The organism is Butyrivibrio sp. MC2013 (genome assembly GCF_000424585.1).
Classification (GTDB): domain Bacteria; phylum Bacillota; class Clostridia; order Lachnospirales; family Lachnospiraceae; genus Butyrivibrio.
Map to the genome: position 1 here is coordinate 67,992 of NZ_AUKE01000006.1, position 16,395 is coordinate 84,386.

Annotated in this window: 9 protein-coding genes; 1 reads left to right on the forward strand and 8 read right to left on the reverse strand. The window is 46.3% G+C overall.

Features of this window, described 5'->3' with window-relative positions; translation table 11 throughout:
- Nucleotides 1-44: 44 nt before the first annotated feature.
- From G636_RS0104040 to G636_RS17225, 8 genes are all read right to left on the reverse strand, one after another.
- The gene (locus G636_RS0104040; RefSeq protein ID WP_242826914.1) at nt 45-1,286 is read right to left on the reverse strand and encodes an AfsR/SARP family transcriptional regulator; all 1,242 of its coding nucleotides are present in this window, start codon (nt 1,284-1,286) and stop codon (nt 45-47) included.
- 271 nt (nt 1,287-1,557) lie between these two features.
- Nucleotides 1,558-2,349 carry a hypothetical protein gene (locus tag G636_RS0104045; protein ID WP_026506984.1) on the reverse strand — a complete coding sequence of 264 codons (792 nt, stop codon included), beginning with the start codon at nt 2,347-2,349 and terminating at the stop codon, nt 1,558-1,560.
- Nucleotides 2,342-6,250 (reverse strand): S8 family serine peptidase, encoded by a 3,909-nt coding sequence (locus tag G636_RS17220; RefSeq protein ID WP_081668267.1) that lies wholly within the window; start codon nt 6,248-6,250, stop codon nt 2,342-2,344. Before G636_RS17220 ends, G636_RS0104045 begins: the two co-directional genes overlap by 8 nt.
- 131 nt (nt 6,251-6,381) lie before the next feature.
- On the reverse strand, nt 6,382-7,059 hold the full coding sequence (locus tag G636_RS0104055) for a hypothetical protein (protein ID WP_026506985.1): 678 nt from the start codon (nt 7,057-7,059) through the stop codon (nt 6,382-6,384).
- A 705-nt stretch (nt 7,060-7,764) separates the two neighbouring features.
- Nucleotides 7,765-9,780 carry a fructose-1,6-bisphosphatase gene (locus G636_RS0104060; protein ID WP_081668256.1) on the reverse strand — a complete coding sequence of 672 codons (2,016 nt, stop codon included), beginning with the start codon at nt 9,778-9,780 and terminating at the stop codon, nt 7,765-7,767.
- Nucleotides 9,781-9,913: 133 nt separating this feature from the next.
- Complete coding sequence (locus G636_RS0104065) at nt 9,914-11,590, reverse strand: alpha-amylase family glycosyl hydrolase (RefSeq protein ID WP_051226492.1); 1,677 nt, start codon at nt 11,588-11,590, stop codon at nt 9,914-9,916.
- Nucleotides 11,591-11,681: 91 nt separating this feature from the next.
- Complete coding sequence (gene pulA, locus G636_RS0104070; RefSeq protein ID WP_051226494.1) at nt 11,682-13,616, reverse strand: type I pullulanase; 1,935 nt, start codon at nt 13,614-13,616, stop codon at nt 11,682-11,684.
- Nucleotides 13,613-14,698 carry a LacI family DNA-binding transcriptional regulator gene (locus G636_RS17225; protein ID WP_051226496.1) on the reverse strand — a complete coding sequence of 362 codons (1,086 nt, stop codon included), beginning with the start codon at nt 14,696-14,698 and terminating at the stop codon, nt 13,613-13,615. The genes pulA and G636_RS17225 overlap by 4 nt, the downstream gene beginning before the upstream one ends.
- A gap of 323 nt (nt 14,699-15,021) precedes the next feature.
- On the opposite strand from G636_RS17225, the gene G636_RS0104080 reads away from it, so the two are divergent.
- Nucleotides 15,022-16,320, forward strand: a complete 1,299-nt coding sequence (locus tag G636_RS0104080; RefSeq protein WP_026506989.1) for an extracellular solute-binding protein — start codon at nt 15,022-15,024, stop codon at nt 16,318-16,320.
- Nucleotides 16,321-16,395 lie beyond the last annotated feature (75 nt).

A 16,395-nucleotide genomic window follows, 5' to 3' on the forward strand; every position in this document is an offset into this window, starting at 1 on the left:
ACTTTTAACATTCTGTGAACAAAATATGAACACGCCCTGTTTCATCATTCTCCCTGCTTTAATTCGCCGGGAAGCTCTGCAAGTGATACAACAGAGTATTTAAAGTCAGCTCTGGGGCCTGCTATTTCCTTGAGCTTCTTATTGATCCTGCGGTAGATGATATCGCAGTCCTCCTGACTGGTACCAACGAGGAGGATCAGATACTGGCTGTTGGAATACTTGGTGAAGGTATCGCCCTGCCTGAGCGTCATGTGGATAGCCTCCCAAAGGGCTCCGCTCCTGGCTCTGAGCTTATCCTGATTGCGGATCATCTTGCCCTCGTAGTCCACCAGGGTGCACAGCATCATAAATACGGAATAGCCTGTCCTGGCCATATTCCTGGAGAGGATGTGATATGCGTCTATAAAGCTGGGATAGGTGCAGTCGTAAGCTCCATCATCTGCTCTCTCTACGCTCTTTCTGTCACTCTTCATCTCCGCCTGGATCTCGTGGATCTGTCCGGGAGCATTATCTATCTTGGAGCTCATCCTGTGGTATACATCAAGGAGCTTGTCCGGAACAGGTAGTCCCAGCTCTCCTGTATAGTAAGCAACTGTATCGTCGTACACCTTAAGAGCACTCTTATAATCACCTTTATTGATAAGGGTCTCGATCTGGCCGGCCTGCCAGTCTCCTTCAGGATATATATCAGCAGCTCTTCCGTAAACGCGGAAGGCTTCGTCATATTTCTTACGAGCAGTGAGATACTCACCCAGCCACTGGACCAGCACATTGTATTTCTTACGAAGAGCCACGCTCTCCATAATGACCCAGGTCTCGGTTGACAGAGCAGGCAATAGCTCACCCTGATACAGATCAAAGGCTTCGGTATAATACTTGCAGCGCTCATCATCTGACTGGGCACTCTGTCCCTTTTCAAAAGCTTCTTTGAAGGCAAGGGTATCCACCCATACAGGAACAGCAGGATCTGTCACAAAGATCTTCTTCTGCTTCCTGACGTAGCCCTCTGCAGGAAGGCCTGCTGCCACCATCTGTTTGCGCATCTGATACAGGAGATTGTTGAAGCTGTTGCTGACGTTAGAAGTCTCATCGTCACCATAAAGAGAAGATACAAGCTCATCCTTTGAGACGCCCTTATCCCCCTGAAGCCAAACGATCTGAAGTAATTGAGTAAACTTAGAGGCGTTGTTTCTGCCGGGAGTAACCTCTTTCCCATCGTATGTCAGGGAAAACTTCCCAAGCATTCTGACATATAACACCTTTTCCTGGTCTAGTGTCTGCTCCATATTACCCTGTCCCCTCTGAATAATGAATTAAATACTGTTATTAGTATATCACAAATCAAATTAAAATCATATTTATTATAATCCGTTGTGATAAATCTCAAACCGATATGATTCAAATATTTTTTCAGAAACTATAGTTATATAATTCAAAATGGTCCCTCAGGAGAGAATGGCAGATAAAGGAAACTCCCTTCCCGCCCGTCCCCCTGCGGGACCATAGTACGGACTGATCTGCTAAGATCAGCTCATATCACCTTCATCATATTTATGATCAGAAGATCATAAACTTTCTGACTTTTACTGACTTAACATCGGAATACTCAGAGTATACTCTTGATGAGCCGCTTCCTCTGTAAGACCTTACCTTATAATAGTAGGTCTGGTTATTCCATACCAAAAGGTCCAGATAATCAGTGAAGGATGTAAGGGCCACTCTGCTGTATTTGCCATCCCCAGATGTGCTGCGATATACTTCGTAGCCGTCAGCCTCTGCATCTCTTCCCCACTGTACATCTACGCCCAGAAGTGTCTGCTTGATAGCGCTGATAGCAGGCTTTGACAGTCCGCCTACACCTACTGTAGCGATGTCTTCAAGAGTGCTGTCTGCTACAACTGTAGTATCCTCATTGCAGAGTCCAAAGATATGAGTGGCGATCACGCTGTCCCTGCGACTAAGGCCTTTCTTTACAGAGAACTTCAGGCTCACAAGTGTGCCGCTTGTCTTCTTTGCACTATCATTTACAAATGCATATGCAATTCCCTTGCCTGTGCTATCTTCGTAGTCACAGTTCAGGTCTTCCATATCAAATTTGCCGCCTACGGACTTGCTCTTAAGAACCAGAGCTTCAGTATCATAGGTTACAGCGATCCTTCCATCACTAACAAGGGTCTTATCAAGTGTGAGCTTATAGGTCAGCTCCATCTTGTCGCCCTTTCCTCTGCTTGTAAGAGCTGTATGGACAGGTGCTGCTTCTGCTGCCATAGCTTTTACTGCAGGGAAAGCTGTGAACATGATCAGGGTTGTCAGGGCGAGGACAACCAGTCTCTTTACTGTCTTATTCATTTGTCTCTCCTCCCACAACGTCTTCTTCGATTAAGGCATCCGCAGCTTCTGCTTCTGCCCCGTCAGCTTCCTCATCTGCTGCCTTATCATCTTCGTCTTCAAGGGCTTCTTCCTCAGAGACATCATCTGTATCCTCTTCTTCAGGCCTAGGCTCTTCTACTACAGGTTCCTCATCATCTGCAGGAGCCTGAGTATCTATGGCTGTATCCTCATCAGTATCAACAGCTTCCTCCTCTGCTGGCTCATTATAGAAGCGGTATATTGAAGCATTTCCTGCATAGTCATATACATATACATAGAAGATACCTTCAGGAGCAGCTATCTCAAGCTTCTGTGCAGCTCCCTTCTTGGTCTGATTAACAGCATATCTTCCGGTAAGAGTAAGCTCTGAGTCGCGAACCAGCACTGCAGCTGTATAGCGATTATCATAAACTGTGATATCAAAGCTGCCCTTATCATTCTTATTAGCGCCGGCGATTGCAGGGCTGGTATTGTCGATAGCTATAGGAGTAGTCATGTAGAGACCCTTACCCTTGAGAGTACTGGGATCCTCTATATCATCATAGTAGCTGGGCACTGCTTCAAGTGTGACATCCACTTCTGTTCCATCAGGAAGAGGATTGCCATCTGCATCTGTACCTGCCCAGAAGAGATCCTGCCACTGGAGATAATTGGTCCAGCTTCCGTCGTATACAAAGGATGCATAGTTCTCAAGCTCTTCTGTTCTAAAATACTCTTCACCTGTATTTCTGTCTGTGATGGTAGCTATTACCCTGTTAGCATTTCTGATCAGTGTGTAGTACTGAGAGCCCAGCACTGTTCCGTTTTCAGAGCTGATGGCATTTCTGTCTGCAATGTATTCGTCATCATCAGCATACTGATTGGGCACATAGTAGAGCTCTTCTTCATCTCCATAGAGATATACGGACAGGAAGTTGGTAGCAGAGATTCCGCAATAGGTCTCACCGTCATAATTAGGATCATGCCAGTACTGCATGAAATCAAAAGGCTCGTACATGGATGAATCCATCCAGCTGCCATAGAATGCCAGGAAAGGAACTGACATATTAACAGCACCGTTTACATAGATATATCCATCTACATAGATACCGTTTTCAAAGCCTGCCAGGTAATCTCTGTCTGCCTGGGACAGGTTGATGTTAACCTTGATATTGGTCTTCTTCTTAACCTCAACCACTCTGAGCTTAAAGTCAGCTACGGAAGCCTTGCCCTTAAGCTGTCTGCCAAAGAGATATACGTCACGGGTGTCTACCAGTCCATCGCTGTTAAAATCAAAATAGTCTTCATTGGTAGAGATCAGTGTCAGCTCCTTTGTGCCATTTACATACTGCAGGAATAACTTCTTATCTTTATTGTCGATCCTGCAATCATCATTAAGGTCATATACCAGACGTGTATCGCCTGCTGTCATGGTCACTTCAGGATCAAGCTTGTGAGCAGAGCCTGCAAAATATGTTGCCCAGCCTGCATCATAGAGCTCCTCTGTCATTACAGAAGAATCCAGTACATAGAACTGAGGATCCTTGCTCATGTTGTAAATATCAAAGGAGAAGCTGTAGTTGCCGCTTCTTGAAGGATCGTCTCCCAGTGTTACCTTTACCTTACCATCGTTGCCCTGCTTATCGCCTACCAGGATATAGGAAGGGGATGTAACAGCATCATATACATTGGCAAGACCTGCACCCTGAGCCCTGGGTGAATATTCGGGAGCTTCAGGATCATTATCCTCATGAAGAGGAGTAGCAGTACTCATAAGAAGAGACTGAGCCAGACTTCTTACAGAGATCTTATTGGCCTTTGCCAGTCCATTCTCCTTGATATATTGAGATACAAGCGCTGTCTGTCCGGAGATGGAGGGAGCAGCCATGGATGTTCCGCTCATATTGCCATAAGTGCCATTGTCACGGGTGGAATAGATATTGCCGCCGGGAGCTGTGATCTCAGGCTTGAGATCCAGAGTACCGGGAACACCCCAGGACGAGAAATCACTCATGGTATATCCATCAGAAGCATTGGAGTTGGTAGCAACCTTGCCGTATACAGTGACAGTACCTTCATATACGCGGTCGGAAACCTGCTCTGCTGCGTCCTCTATAGCCATACCCTCAGCAAGAGTAATGGATACAGCGGGGATCACAGCTGTGCTGCCCTGAAGAGTCATGCTGATGGTACCTGAAGTGTTGTTGTAAATTACAACAGCCTTTGCACCTGCGGCTTCTGCATTCATCTGCTTCTCACCAAAGGTGATGGCACCACGCTGTACAAATACAATCTTGTCCTCTACATCCACACCCTCATAATCAGAAGGCTCACCCTTGCCGTCGATGAGCACGAAAGGATATTCGGTGCCGCTCTGATCTGCGGAAGTATCAAGAGTCTCGAAGTTAGGAGCTAGGGTATCATTACCTGCTGTATAGAACACTCTTACACCGCTTGCTTCAAAATAGTTACCTGTAAAACCGCTGTTAACAGCACTGGCAACAGTAAATGCATTGGTGTAGGATCCGGGTGAACCTACTGTATCCTGGTTAACATCTCCGCTGAAGTTTACGCCGTAAGTAGAATCATCTGCCCAGCGTCCTGAATTACCTGCGGAAATGGATACAACAGTGCCTGTTCCTTCCAGCTTGTCAAATATCTCATTGATATATGTCTCTGAATCAGATGAATAACCTGCTGCTGATGAACCAAGGCTCAGGTTTACCACATCTGCATTCAGGAGCAGTGCATCCTCGATAGCTGCCATGTAGTCATCGGAGTATGCGCCGCCATTTGTACCAAATACCTTCATGGTAATGAGCTGTGCATCAGGAGCAACACCTACTACTCCCTGCTCCTGAGCAGCAAAGTTTCCGTCTGCTCCGGGAACATATGCATTTGCAGTGGCGATACCGGATACGTGTGTTCCGTGATCACCCTCTTCATCATTCTCATGAGTTACGTCCAGATTCCTATCTACATAGTTAAATGCAAAGGGGATCTTCTCAGACAGATAGAGATCTGATGCTGTCAGGTCACTGTCCATTGTTGTAGCGTTAAGGAGAGGCAGTACCTTGGCGATCTCCTGTGTATCCAGAAGATTGTAGCTAGCTACAGATCTGCCGGCCTTCCCTGCAGTCTCCTTAAGGTGTGCATCAAATGCAGCGCCGTCAAAAGAAGGATGGTCTGCATCAATACCTGTATCAATGACAGCAATCCTGCTGCCTGCACCTGTGTAGCCTGCTGCCCATGTTGTATAACCACCGATCATATCACCGGCAGTGATAGTCTGAGGCTCAGCCTCTGTCATGGGTTCATACTTCTGAGCTACATATACAGCTTTAACACCCTCTACCTCTTTGATATTCTCAATGTCCTTGTAAGCAACATCTGCTGACATGGCATTGGTAAGCAGTGTAAAGTTGTAATTTACATCCAGGGACTCGCCGTCCAGCGCTTCCTCAGATATCTTTTGGGCTTCTGCCTCCTGATCACGGGTGATATCCTCTGCCATATCTATGGCTGCATCACTTTCAGCCACATCCTCTACACTGATACCCTGATCAAGGACTGCGTCGCCCTCCATTACTATGATTACCCTGGTCTGTTCCTCTGGATCAGGCTCAGATACGGGAATCTCTGCAGTTTCACCTTGAACTGCATCGCGAGGACTTACAAGATCCTCAGCTTCGGGATCAACTTCTTCGAAGAGCACAGATCCTGTATCCTGGCCATCTTCTGAAGTCTCATCCGCCGCTTCAGCGTCAGCATCTTCTGCTATCTCATTAGCAGAGATACTATCCGAACTCTCAGGACTAGCCAGAGCCGGGATATTCTGTGCGAGCACAAGTGATGCACTCAGAATACCGGCTATGACTCTTCCCGCTGCGTGGTTCTTCATTTCTATCTCCTCCTCCATTTTTATTTATAAACAGCACTCTCCGACTCCCTCCCGCTTAAGGCGACGCCGGCTATGCATATTTATCATCAGTTCTCAGACAATTACTATTTTGATCATTTATATTCAGTTCATTACTTACTCCTTGCCTTCAAATGAAGCCCGATAAGAGCTGCAGATAATAGCAGCAGAGCTATCAGAGCAGGGATCAATACTGTAAGCGATGATGAGATAGTCCCGTAAGCATCTGCATTTGCGGTCTCTTCCATTACAGTTTGATTCTCATGATCCTTTTCTATATCCTCTGTTTCTGATATATCTGAGTTTTCACATCCTTCTGCAGTCTCAGCTGATCCTGAAGTCTCTGCAGATCCTGAAGCCTCTGCATTTTCAGACTCCACTACAGCTTCTGATATATCTGAAATCTCTGCAGTTTCTGATATAGCTGCAGTTTCCGAGCCTTCAGCAGATAGTGCTATATCCTCAGCATTCACCTTTACTCTTTGCACTTCATCAAGGGCTTCTATCCTGTCCTTAAGAGTAACATCTGCCACTACGACTATGCCATGACCGCTCTCATCACGCCTGACTATGCTCAGATTTGCATCCTCAGAGCGTAGCGCCTCCACAGCAGAAGTGCCATCTTCCATGCTCACATCGTCCCTGAATACTATATATAGATGTAATGGATTCTCTGTAAGATCCTCCCCACCAAAGGCCGGATCACTCTTATCTATCCTGTGATCTTGCCTGTCTCCGGCCCCGTTTACAAGAGCCGCGTCATCAAGCTTTTCAAATACTATTCCCGACATATTCTCCCCCGCCAGAAGGTGTTTGATTCGTCCCTTTAAAGCTTCGATTCGTTGACGCTTTTAATCGTTAAAGCGTCATTGATAAAAAAACATCCAGTTTCGCAAACAAAACTAGATGTTGAAAGTATAAATACGATAACAAATAATGTCAATAGTTTACATTAATTTGCCAAAATATAAACACTGTTATCATAATAGCAACAGGCATACAGTGCATAAACGCTAGCGTTTATGCACTTTTGTCAAATTAAATATCTTTAAACTAACACAGTATATCTTTTTTTGTATAATTATACATATCGATGCTATTTACCCAATCGTATATTCACTGTAGTTTACATAATGATCGTTCAATTCCTTTTCATTAAAAATATGTATTAGCTGACGCAATCTATACATTCTTGGATAAATAATCCAAGAATGTATGCAAATAGGCCATTTATAAGCAGCTAAAGCTGCTGGGCCTATTTGCCAGATTCATGTTCTCACGAAACACGCAGTAAATGCGTGTTTCTGAATGGTCATCTAATAATCTATACATTCTTGGATAAATAATCCAAGAATGTATGCAAATAGGCCATTTATAAGCAGCTAAAGCTGCTGGGCCTATTTGCCAGATTCATGTTCTCACGAAACACGCAGTAAATGCGTGTTTCTGAATGGTCATCTAATAATCTATACATTTTTAACAAACATTCCCTGCTTTTATGCTCTCTCAACTATGAGGCCTGTACGGTATGCATCAAGGAGAGCTTCCAGATCCCTTATATTCTCCTTGATAGATTTTCCTATATCAGTATCTGCCACAGTCTTGCGTTTCTTGACATGCTGTACCAGTATCGTATCGGAATGGATATCACTGCCTGTCTCCACCGCATATTCCACTGACTTAAAGGGTTCATGAGCAGCCAAAAGAAAACCATAGGAATTGTAGGTAAGTGTATAGCCCGCTATTCCTGTCTTTGGCTGGTAAGCCTTGGAAAAGCCTCCGTCTATGATGATGAGCCTTCCTCCGCACTTGACCGGAGACTCGCCCTTTCTTGATTCCACAGGGATATGACCGTTTATGATGCGGCTCTCCTTGATATCAAGGCCAAATTCCGTGAGTATCATATCGATGGTATCGTTATTGTTGATCCACTTATAATATGGATTCTTGGGCTCTTCATGGAGCTTTTTATCCTCAAGGAAATAGCGCTCAAAGGTAGCCATCTTGTCCTTGCCAAATACAGGAGAATTCCTGCTTATCCAGGTATACCACAAAAGGTCCATGCCCTTTTTCTTTTCTGCAGGATCTATGGCATAATAGCCCTTTCTGAGATACTGCTCCAGAGCATCATATAGAGCCTTGCCCTTATATTTCTGACCATACAGCTCCACTTCCCTAAAGCTACCGTCTTCATCAAGGGGCACGCAACCGTGATAGAGCAGGTTATTATTATAAGTCTTATACAAGGAGCCGTTTCTATAGAGGAACTGTACATGCTCCTGGAGCTTATCGCATTTGATAAAGGCTCTTCTAAGCTGCTCTATGAGCTTCTTTTCCTTGTCAGACAAGGCGTAGGGATCCCTGGGATCGATAGTGGGAAAATTGGTATCAAGGAGCCTGTACTCAACTCCATCTATGGTGATGGTCCCCTTTTCCAGATCCATCTTATCAAGGAGGAGCCTGTCTTCCATGCCAAACTCCGGATGGTCCTGGATCAGGCGCCCTTCCAGCTTGAACTGGATCACAGAGATAGCCTTGTGCATCTTCCTGTCTGTCATGGCATTGGTCAGATCATACTCACCTTCCCTGTAATGGAGGCTGAAACATTCACAAGGATCATCCCTGTAGGTCTCCAGGGCAAATTTGAACAGGGGCAGAAGATTGATACCATAGCCATCTTCAAGGATATCCAGATTGCCATATCTGGCCGAGAATCTCAGCACCGTAGCTATGCAGGCCAGGTGACCTGTAGCAGCTCCCATCCATACTACATCGTGATTGCCCCATTGGATATCCACACTGTGATACTTCATCAGTATATCCATGCAGATATGAGGGCCGGGCCCTCTGTCATAGAGGTCACCTACTATATGCAGATGGTCGATTATAAAGCGGCTGATGACTTCAGACAATGCTATGATCAGCTCCGGTGCCTTTCCGATCCTGATCACAGTATCTATGATCTCATTGTAATAGGCTTCCTGATTGCTGATATCCCGCCTGCCTGTGATCAGCTCCTCTATCACATAGGCAAAATCCGGCGGCAGCGCTTTTCTAACCTTGGACCTTGTATATTTGGAGGCCGCATTTTTGCATACATTTATCAGACGATTGATCATCACCACATACCAATCGTCCATATTTTCACCGGATTCACAAATAAGGCGCATTCTCTCTTCAGGATAATAGATCAGGCTTGCCAGCTCTTTCTTTTCCCTCTCGGACAATAGATTGCCAAATTCCTCATCGATCTTCCTCTTGACAGCACCGGAGCCGTTCTTGAGCACATGTGCAAACTGCTCATATTCACCGTGGATATCAGAGAGAAAATGCTCTGTAGCCTTGGGAAGGCTGAGAATAGACTGGAGATTGATGATCTCCGTAGCAGTTGTAGATACATTAGGAAACTGATTGGATAAGATACGCAGGCTCTTCTCATCGATGGCAGATCTTGCATTTTCATCAGTTCTGCCGGGCAAATGTCCCCCACTTACCTTTTTGGTCTGTGTCATTACACTCCCCTCCTTAAACGCCCCGTAACGACAGTAAACCTTTCCCTTTATTTTTGCCTGCTTCCCTTATAAAACCATTTTAACAAAAACAGCCGGAAATGTAACTGATGTGTTCCAAAACAGCAAATTTCCTTTACTTTCCTGCTGTCAAAATAGCCACCGAATATGCAGGGAGCGAGAGCACGCCTCCCTTAGACGCAGCCTCCGCGCTGCCGTCCGATGCGCAGGCACTGTCTGCAAGCTTGTAGCCTGAAGGAATCTTAATACTATCCTCTGTATCCGATATATTCAGGATGATGGCCACAGTATCATCTTCCCAGCTTCTCTTGATGGCTGATATGCTTTCCGTACAAAGGCTATTGCCCGCATCATCTGTCAGGCGCTCTGTCATACCCCTGGCAATTGCAGGATTGGCATTACGCATGCGGATGATATGCTTTACAAAATTATAGATAGAATCAGGATCTGCCTTTTGCTCCTCAAGGCTCTGTACTGCGTTTTCCTGCTTGTCCATACCAAAAGGTCCGCTGCAGGTCCCTTCTGCAGACTCATCAGCTGACCAGGGCATAGGACCGCGCTTATTCTCATCCTTGCCGGCGCCCCTCATACCCAGTTCTTCGCCATAGTATATAAAGGCATTCCCCTGCATCAAAAGGTTCATGGCTTCTGCCATCTTGGTCATAGCCACAGCGTTGTCGCCTATATAATAGCCGGAGCTCCTGGGCATATCATGATTGGTATAAAAGGGTGCATTGATATAATCAGGATTATAGGACTGATACAGAGTCTCTGCATTGATCTGCGCCTGGACAAAATCATCTGCAGTGCCCTGCCCCCTTAGCACCTTGGCAATATTGCCATCACTTCCTCCAAAGGAGAAGTCAAAAAAGCTGTCTGCCCCCGAAGAATAAAAAGGTGCATAATCCTTTCTGCCGGTCCAGGCTTCGCCTACTATGTATGCATCAGAGCTTTTGCTCTTGACCATGTCATTAAACCAGCTAAGCTCCTCTATTATATCCTCGCTCCTGCCTGTCTCATAGGAAGTAACAGCATCAAGCCTGAAGCCGTCCACCTTGTGATCCAGCCAAAAGCTAGTGATATCATCAAACTCAGCCCTTACCTTGTCGCTCTTAAGATTCAGATCCGGCATCCCTTTCCAGAAGCGGGCTTCATAATACCATTTCGTAGCAGGCAGTCTCTCATATCCATCTGACTTTTCCCTGGTAAAATGATAGTAATCCACATAAGGACACTCTGAAAGATCAGGCTCTTCGCCCTCCGGCAGCATCCTCAGATAGGAGGCCGCCTCTTTAAACCAGGGATGCTCCGAGGAGGAATGGTTCATGACAAAATCGATTATTACATTGATGCCCCTCTTATGAGCCTCATCAATAAATCTGTCAAAGTCTTCTATGCTGCCGTAAGCGCTGTCGATATCCTTGTAATCTGTCACATCATATTTGTGATAAGTAGGTGAGGGAGATATGGGCATGAGCCATATCTCATTACAGCCCAGATCATCATCTGTCTTATCATTGCCGTCATTTATATAGTCCAGCTTCTCCGTCAGTCCATTAAGGTCTCCTATACCATCTCCATCACTATCATAAAAAGAGTATACAAAGACCTCATAACAGGTGCGGTACTTGTCATCTATGACATTCAGGGGCTGAGCGGCCTTTGAAGCACATCCCATAAGCGCCGCCGTACATATGGCCGGGATCATAGCGGCAGCCAGTCTCTTTGTGACTCTGTCTGATATGATGCTTTTGCGGGATCTCTTGTCAGCTTCTCTTATATTTCCTATCATGTGGGTCCTCCATATAGTTTATTTTCAGCTCAGCGACCGAATCTATAAGTCCCAGGTTCAAGCATTACTGCATCCTATTTTCAAGATTATCCTAGCTGATCACAGCAAGATAAGAGCTGATAGGAGCTATCTCTATCTCATTCCCCTTAGTAACAGACTTTGTGCAGATACCGTCAGCCTTTATAACACCCCCCTCAGCCAGCACCTTATAGCTGCCGCTTACAGGAGCCTTGATGACAGCCGGGCTATCCGAAGCATTATATACTACGAACAGATCCCCTGCTCTATAAGCCACCAGTTGCGGCTCATCCGGGCTATCCAGGAAGCTGATCTTATCTCTCACTTCTTCCGCAGCAACCATATGCAGAGAAGGCAATCTCTTTCTAAGCCTGATCAGCTCTTTGTAATAATCAAGCATTGCAGCCTGGTCATCCGTCAGGTCATATTTAATAGAATTCAGGCTAAGGGGCATATTAAAGCTGTTCTCGTTAAAGCCTTTAGACCTAAGTATCTCCTCTCCGTGAAGGAAGAAGGGGATGCCCTGGGAAGTAAAGACAATAAATGCTGCCAGCCTGTTCATCAAGAGCCTGTCCTCTAACGAAGCATCCTTCCTGGACATGCAGATGCGGTCCCAAAGGGTCATGTTGTCATGGCAGGACACATAATTGATCACACGGCAGGGACTTGTTGCCCAGGCTTTTACCTTGCCCTCTTCTTCCCTCTCAGGGTCAGTCTCAGGGTGGCTGCAGGCAGCTACTACAGAGAAGCGTATATCTGCCTTGGAATCAAGGTCCCCCGTTGCAAAGCCGCATTCCGTATTCTCAAATACATTTCCTCTGATGCCATCCCTTATGTCATCAGAGAAAGCACCTATCCCGTCTATCCCCCTTATCATAGCCTTTGTGGCTCTCTTGTTCACAGGCAGCACTGACTCGCCTCCCAGCCAGCCCTCGCCATAGAGGAGGACATCAGGTCTGATGGCTCTGAGAACTCTGTTCACCTCAGCCATGGTATCCAGATCAAGGCAGCCCATAAGATCAAATCTAAAGCCGTCTATATGATATTCCTCCATCCAATAGCGCAGGCAATCTATGATATATTTTCTGACCATGGGACGCTCAGAAGCCACTTCATTGCCGCAGGCACTGGCATCAGAATACTTATCCCCATCCTTGCGATAGAAATGATCGGGATAGACTCTCTGAAAAGATGAGTCCAGATCATAGGTATGATTAAATACCACGTCCATGATGACGCCCAGCCCCTCCTCATGGAAGGCCTTTATCATCTCCTTGAACTCTCTTATCCTCACTCTCCCGTCATGGGGATCTGTGGCAAAAGAGCCCTCGGGGACCATATAGTTCACCGGGTCATAGCCCCAATTGTAATTATCCTCATTATCAATAGTGGAAACAGCTTCGTCGATACTGCCAAAGTCATAGACAGGCATGAGCTGCACATGGGTGACACCCAGAGCCTTAAAATGATCAAGTCCCGTAGGCAGACCTGCCCCGGTCTTAAGGCCCTTTTCTGCAAGTCCCAGATATTTTCCCCTGTGACAAGCATGCGAGGATATATCTCCCGTAGCATCCAGTATAGAAGTCTCACATATAATCGCATCAACAGGGCTTGCAAGTGCAGGTCCCTTGTCACTGTCAAAGCCCTCAGGATCTGTGAGAGCAAGGTCTATGAGCATAGACCTTGCACCGTTGCAGCCTGTCGCCCTGCTGTAGGGATCCTGGCTCACACGTCCGTCTACTCTGTAGGTATAATAAGTTCCCTCAGCCATATCACCGCTATAGGTCCATGTGCCATCTTCGGAGACTGTCATGGTATGGGACTCGTATGCATCATCCGTATCATTATTGTAGAGCTCAAGGACTACGTTTTTCGCCTTTGGAGCCCAGAGGCGAAAACGGGCTCTTCCATTATCATAAAAAGCCCCAAGATCATCTCCCCTGTATATGAAGTCCTCTTCTATATTGCTGATGTTGTCACAACTTGCCATTTCTATATCGTCTGTCATAATTGCCTCTCTTTCAGGGCTTCATCATAAAGCCTGGGATTGACATGCAGAACAGAATCCTTGGAATCATGGCGCCTCACCATAACTCTTGGTCTTGCTAAAGCTGTGGAGTGCCTCACTATAAGTGAGGGCCTAAGAAGGTTCTTGGACAGGGCCACTCCGTCCATGAGAGTGCGCAATATCATAAAAGAACACTTGCCTATCTCCAGGCGGTTCTGCCTCACGGTAGTAAGAGGCGGAACCATAGAAGCCGCAGCAGGTATATCATCAAAGCCTATCACACTGATATCTTCAGGAACCGAGTATCCCTCAGCCTTGCAGGAGGCGATCACTCCTTCTGCTATCTCATCATTGCCGCATACTATAGCCGTTACACCCATATCCAAAAATCCCGGTACATGGTAGTGAGCAGCATCTGCCACAAAATAGCCATATACTGCCATTGACGGATCCAGGGGCAGGTGGTGGTGGGATATACTCCTAAGATATGCTCTCATCCTCTGATCGGATATCATGGAATCCTTGGAGCCATCCAGAAAGGCTATCTTCTCATGGCCCAGAGCTACCAGGTGGGCAATGGCCATATCGATACCCTCTTCAGAGTCAGTACCTATATAGGAGATATTGGGATTGGACTTTATGAAATTGTCCAGGAGTATGGTAGGCACCGAAGTGCTGCCCAGCTGTGCCATCCAGGGATCTCCAAGGGCAAAGCCCACGAGAAAAGCAGCCTTGTAGCCCTTCTCCAATATATATGATTCATAGCGGTGAGCCGCCTGAAAATCAGGTCCAGTCTCTTCTATCTCTACGCTCATGCCTGCTCTGAAGGCAGCCTGCTTGTAGCCCAGGACTATATCATAACCAAAATCATCGGCCTTCTTGTAATCCATATTCTCTATGAAGATACAGACCTTATCATCTGACGCAGTCCTCATCTTCTTTTTGGTATATCCCAGCTCTACTGCAGTATCCAGGACCTGCTGCCTAAGGTTTTCACTGATGTCCTTGGCATCATTGAGCCCTTTGGATACGGTACTGACAGATATACCCAGTTTGTCTGCAATGTCTTTAATAGTTGCCATATAAAACCTTTCACGAAAAAAAGCGAAAATACTATTTCGAGATTGTATTATAGCGCATAAAAAGCTTAACTACAACGAACGAAAACTAGCGAAAATCTATTTGGTTAATAATACACAAAATGACAATATCCCATTTGTGAGAGATGACGAAAAATCAAAATCGCTATTGTGAAAACGCTTTCCGTGGACTATAGTAATATCAGATTCACGAAAACTTGCGAAAACTCATTGTTATTTTCCGTCATTACCACGGAAACACATGCGAAAATGAGCGAAACAAGGTAAAAACGGTCAAAACTTACAACGATCTAGGAGGAATGAAAATGAAAAAGAAAGTATTAGCAATGTTCCTGACAGGACTGATGACAGTATCTGCCCTTGCAGGCTGCGGCAGCAAGGAAGAGACAAAGCCCGCTGCTGAAGGTGCTACTGAGAGCGCATCCGAAGAGAGCGCATCCGAAGAGAGCGCACAGACACCTGCAGATGAGAAGATCACTGCTACTATCACAGTATGGGGTCCTCAGGAAGATCAGGACGATGCAAACGGCAACTGGTTAAAAACAGAGTGCGAAGCTTTCGCAGCAGAGCACGCTGACTGGGACCTGACTTTTGAGTACGGCGTATGCTCCGAAGGTGATGCCAAGACTAACGTAGCTACTGACCCCACAGCAGCTGCTGACGTATACATGTTTGCCAACGACCAGATTCCGGATCTCCTCGCTGCAGGCGGCATTGCTGAGCTGGGCGGCACAGCAGTTGAGAACATCAAGGCTTCCAACTCTGAGACCATGGTCAACACAGTGACCTATGACGGCGGTGTATACGGTGTTCCTTTTACTTCCAATACCTGGTTTATGTACTATGACAAGAGTGTCTTTACTGAAGACGATGTTAAGAGCCTGGATACAATGCTGGAGAAGGGCGTTGTAGCATTCCCTCTTTCCAACAGCTGGTATATCGCTTCCTTCTATGTAGGTAACGGATGCACACTCTTTGGTGCTGACGGCACAGACGAAGCAGCAGGCTTTGATTTCTCAGGTGACAAGGCTGTAGCAGTTACTGATTACCTTGTAGATCTGGCAGCTAATCCCAACTTCAGAAATGACGCTGACGGACTGGGCATCGCAGGTCTTGGCGACGGCTCTGTAAGCGCTATATTCTCAGGTTCATGGGATTATGACGCTGTCAAGGAAGCTCTTGGCGACAACATGGGTATCGCAGCAGCTCCCACTTTCAAGGTAGGCGGCACTGATGCTCAGATGAAGGCATTTGCAGGCTCCAAGGCTATTGGTGTTAACCCCAACTCCAAGAACCCTCAGGTAGCAGTTGCACTTGCAAGCTACCTTGGAAGCGCTGATGCTCAGAAGGCACACCTTGAGATGCGCAACATCCTTCCTACAGATTCTTCTATCGATGTAGCAGGCAACGACCTGGCAACAGCAGTTCAGGACGTTCTGGCCAAGGCTTCCACAGTTCAGCCCCTTGTATCCACAATGGGTCAGTACTGGACACCTGCTCAGTCAATGGGTGACGAAATTGTAAACGGCACAGTTACTCACGACAACGCAGCTGACAAGACAGAGGCAATGAACACAGCTATGAACTCCGCTTCTGTAGAATAATAAGCAGTATTCCTATCGGCGACTTTAGGATATTAAAGAGGCCGCAGGCTGCTAATGGCGGCTTGCGACCTCTTT

Excerpts from the sequence above, each read along its gene's own strand:
- G636_RS0104040 (WP_242826914.1), bottom strand. The coding sequence starts at position 1,286 with ATGGAGCAGACACTAGACCAGGAAAAGGTGTTATATGTCAGAATGCTT.
- G636_RS0104045 (WP_026506984.1), bottom strand. The coding sequence starts at position 2,349 with ATGAATAAGACAGTAAAGAGACTGGTTGTCCTCGCCCTGACAACCCTG.
- G636_RS17220 (WP_081668267.1), bottom strand. The coding sequence starts at position 6,250 with ATGAAGAACCACGCAGCGGGAAGAGTCATAGCCGGTATTCTGAGTGCA.
- G636_RS0104055 (WP_026506985.1), bottom strand. The coding sequence starts at position 7,059 with ATGTCGGGAATAGTATTTGAAAAGCTTGATGACGCGGCTCTTGTAAAC.
- G636_RS0104060 (WP_081668256.1), bottom strand. The coding sequence starts at position 9,780 with ATGACACAGACCAAAAAGGTAAGTGGGGGACATTTGCCCGGCAGAACT.
- G636_RS0104065 (WP_051226492.1), bottom strand. The coding sequence starts at position 11,590 with ATGATAGGAAATATAAGAGAAGCTGACAAGAGATCCCGCAAAAGCATC.
- pulA (WP_051226494.1), bottom strand. The coding sequence starts at position 13,616 with ATGACAGACGATATAGAAATGGCAAGTTGTGACAACATCAGCAATATA.
- G636_RS17225 (WP_051226496.1), bottom strand. The coding sequence starts at position 14,698 with ATGGCAACTATTAAAGACATTGCAGACAAACTGGGTATATCTGTCAGT.
- G636_RS0104080 (WP_026506989.1), top strand. The coding sequence starts at position 15,022 with ATGAAAAAGAAAGTATTAGCAATGTTCCTGACAGGACTGATGACAGTA.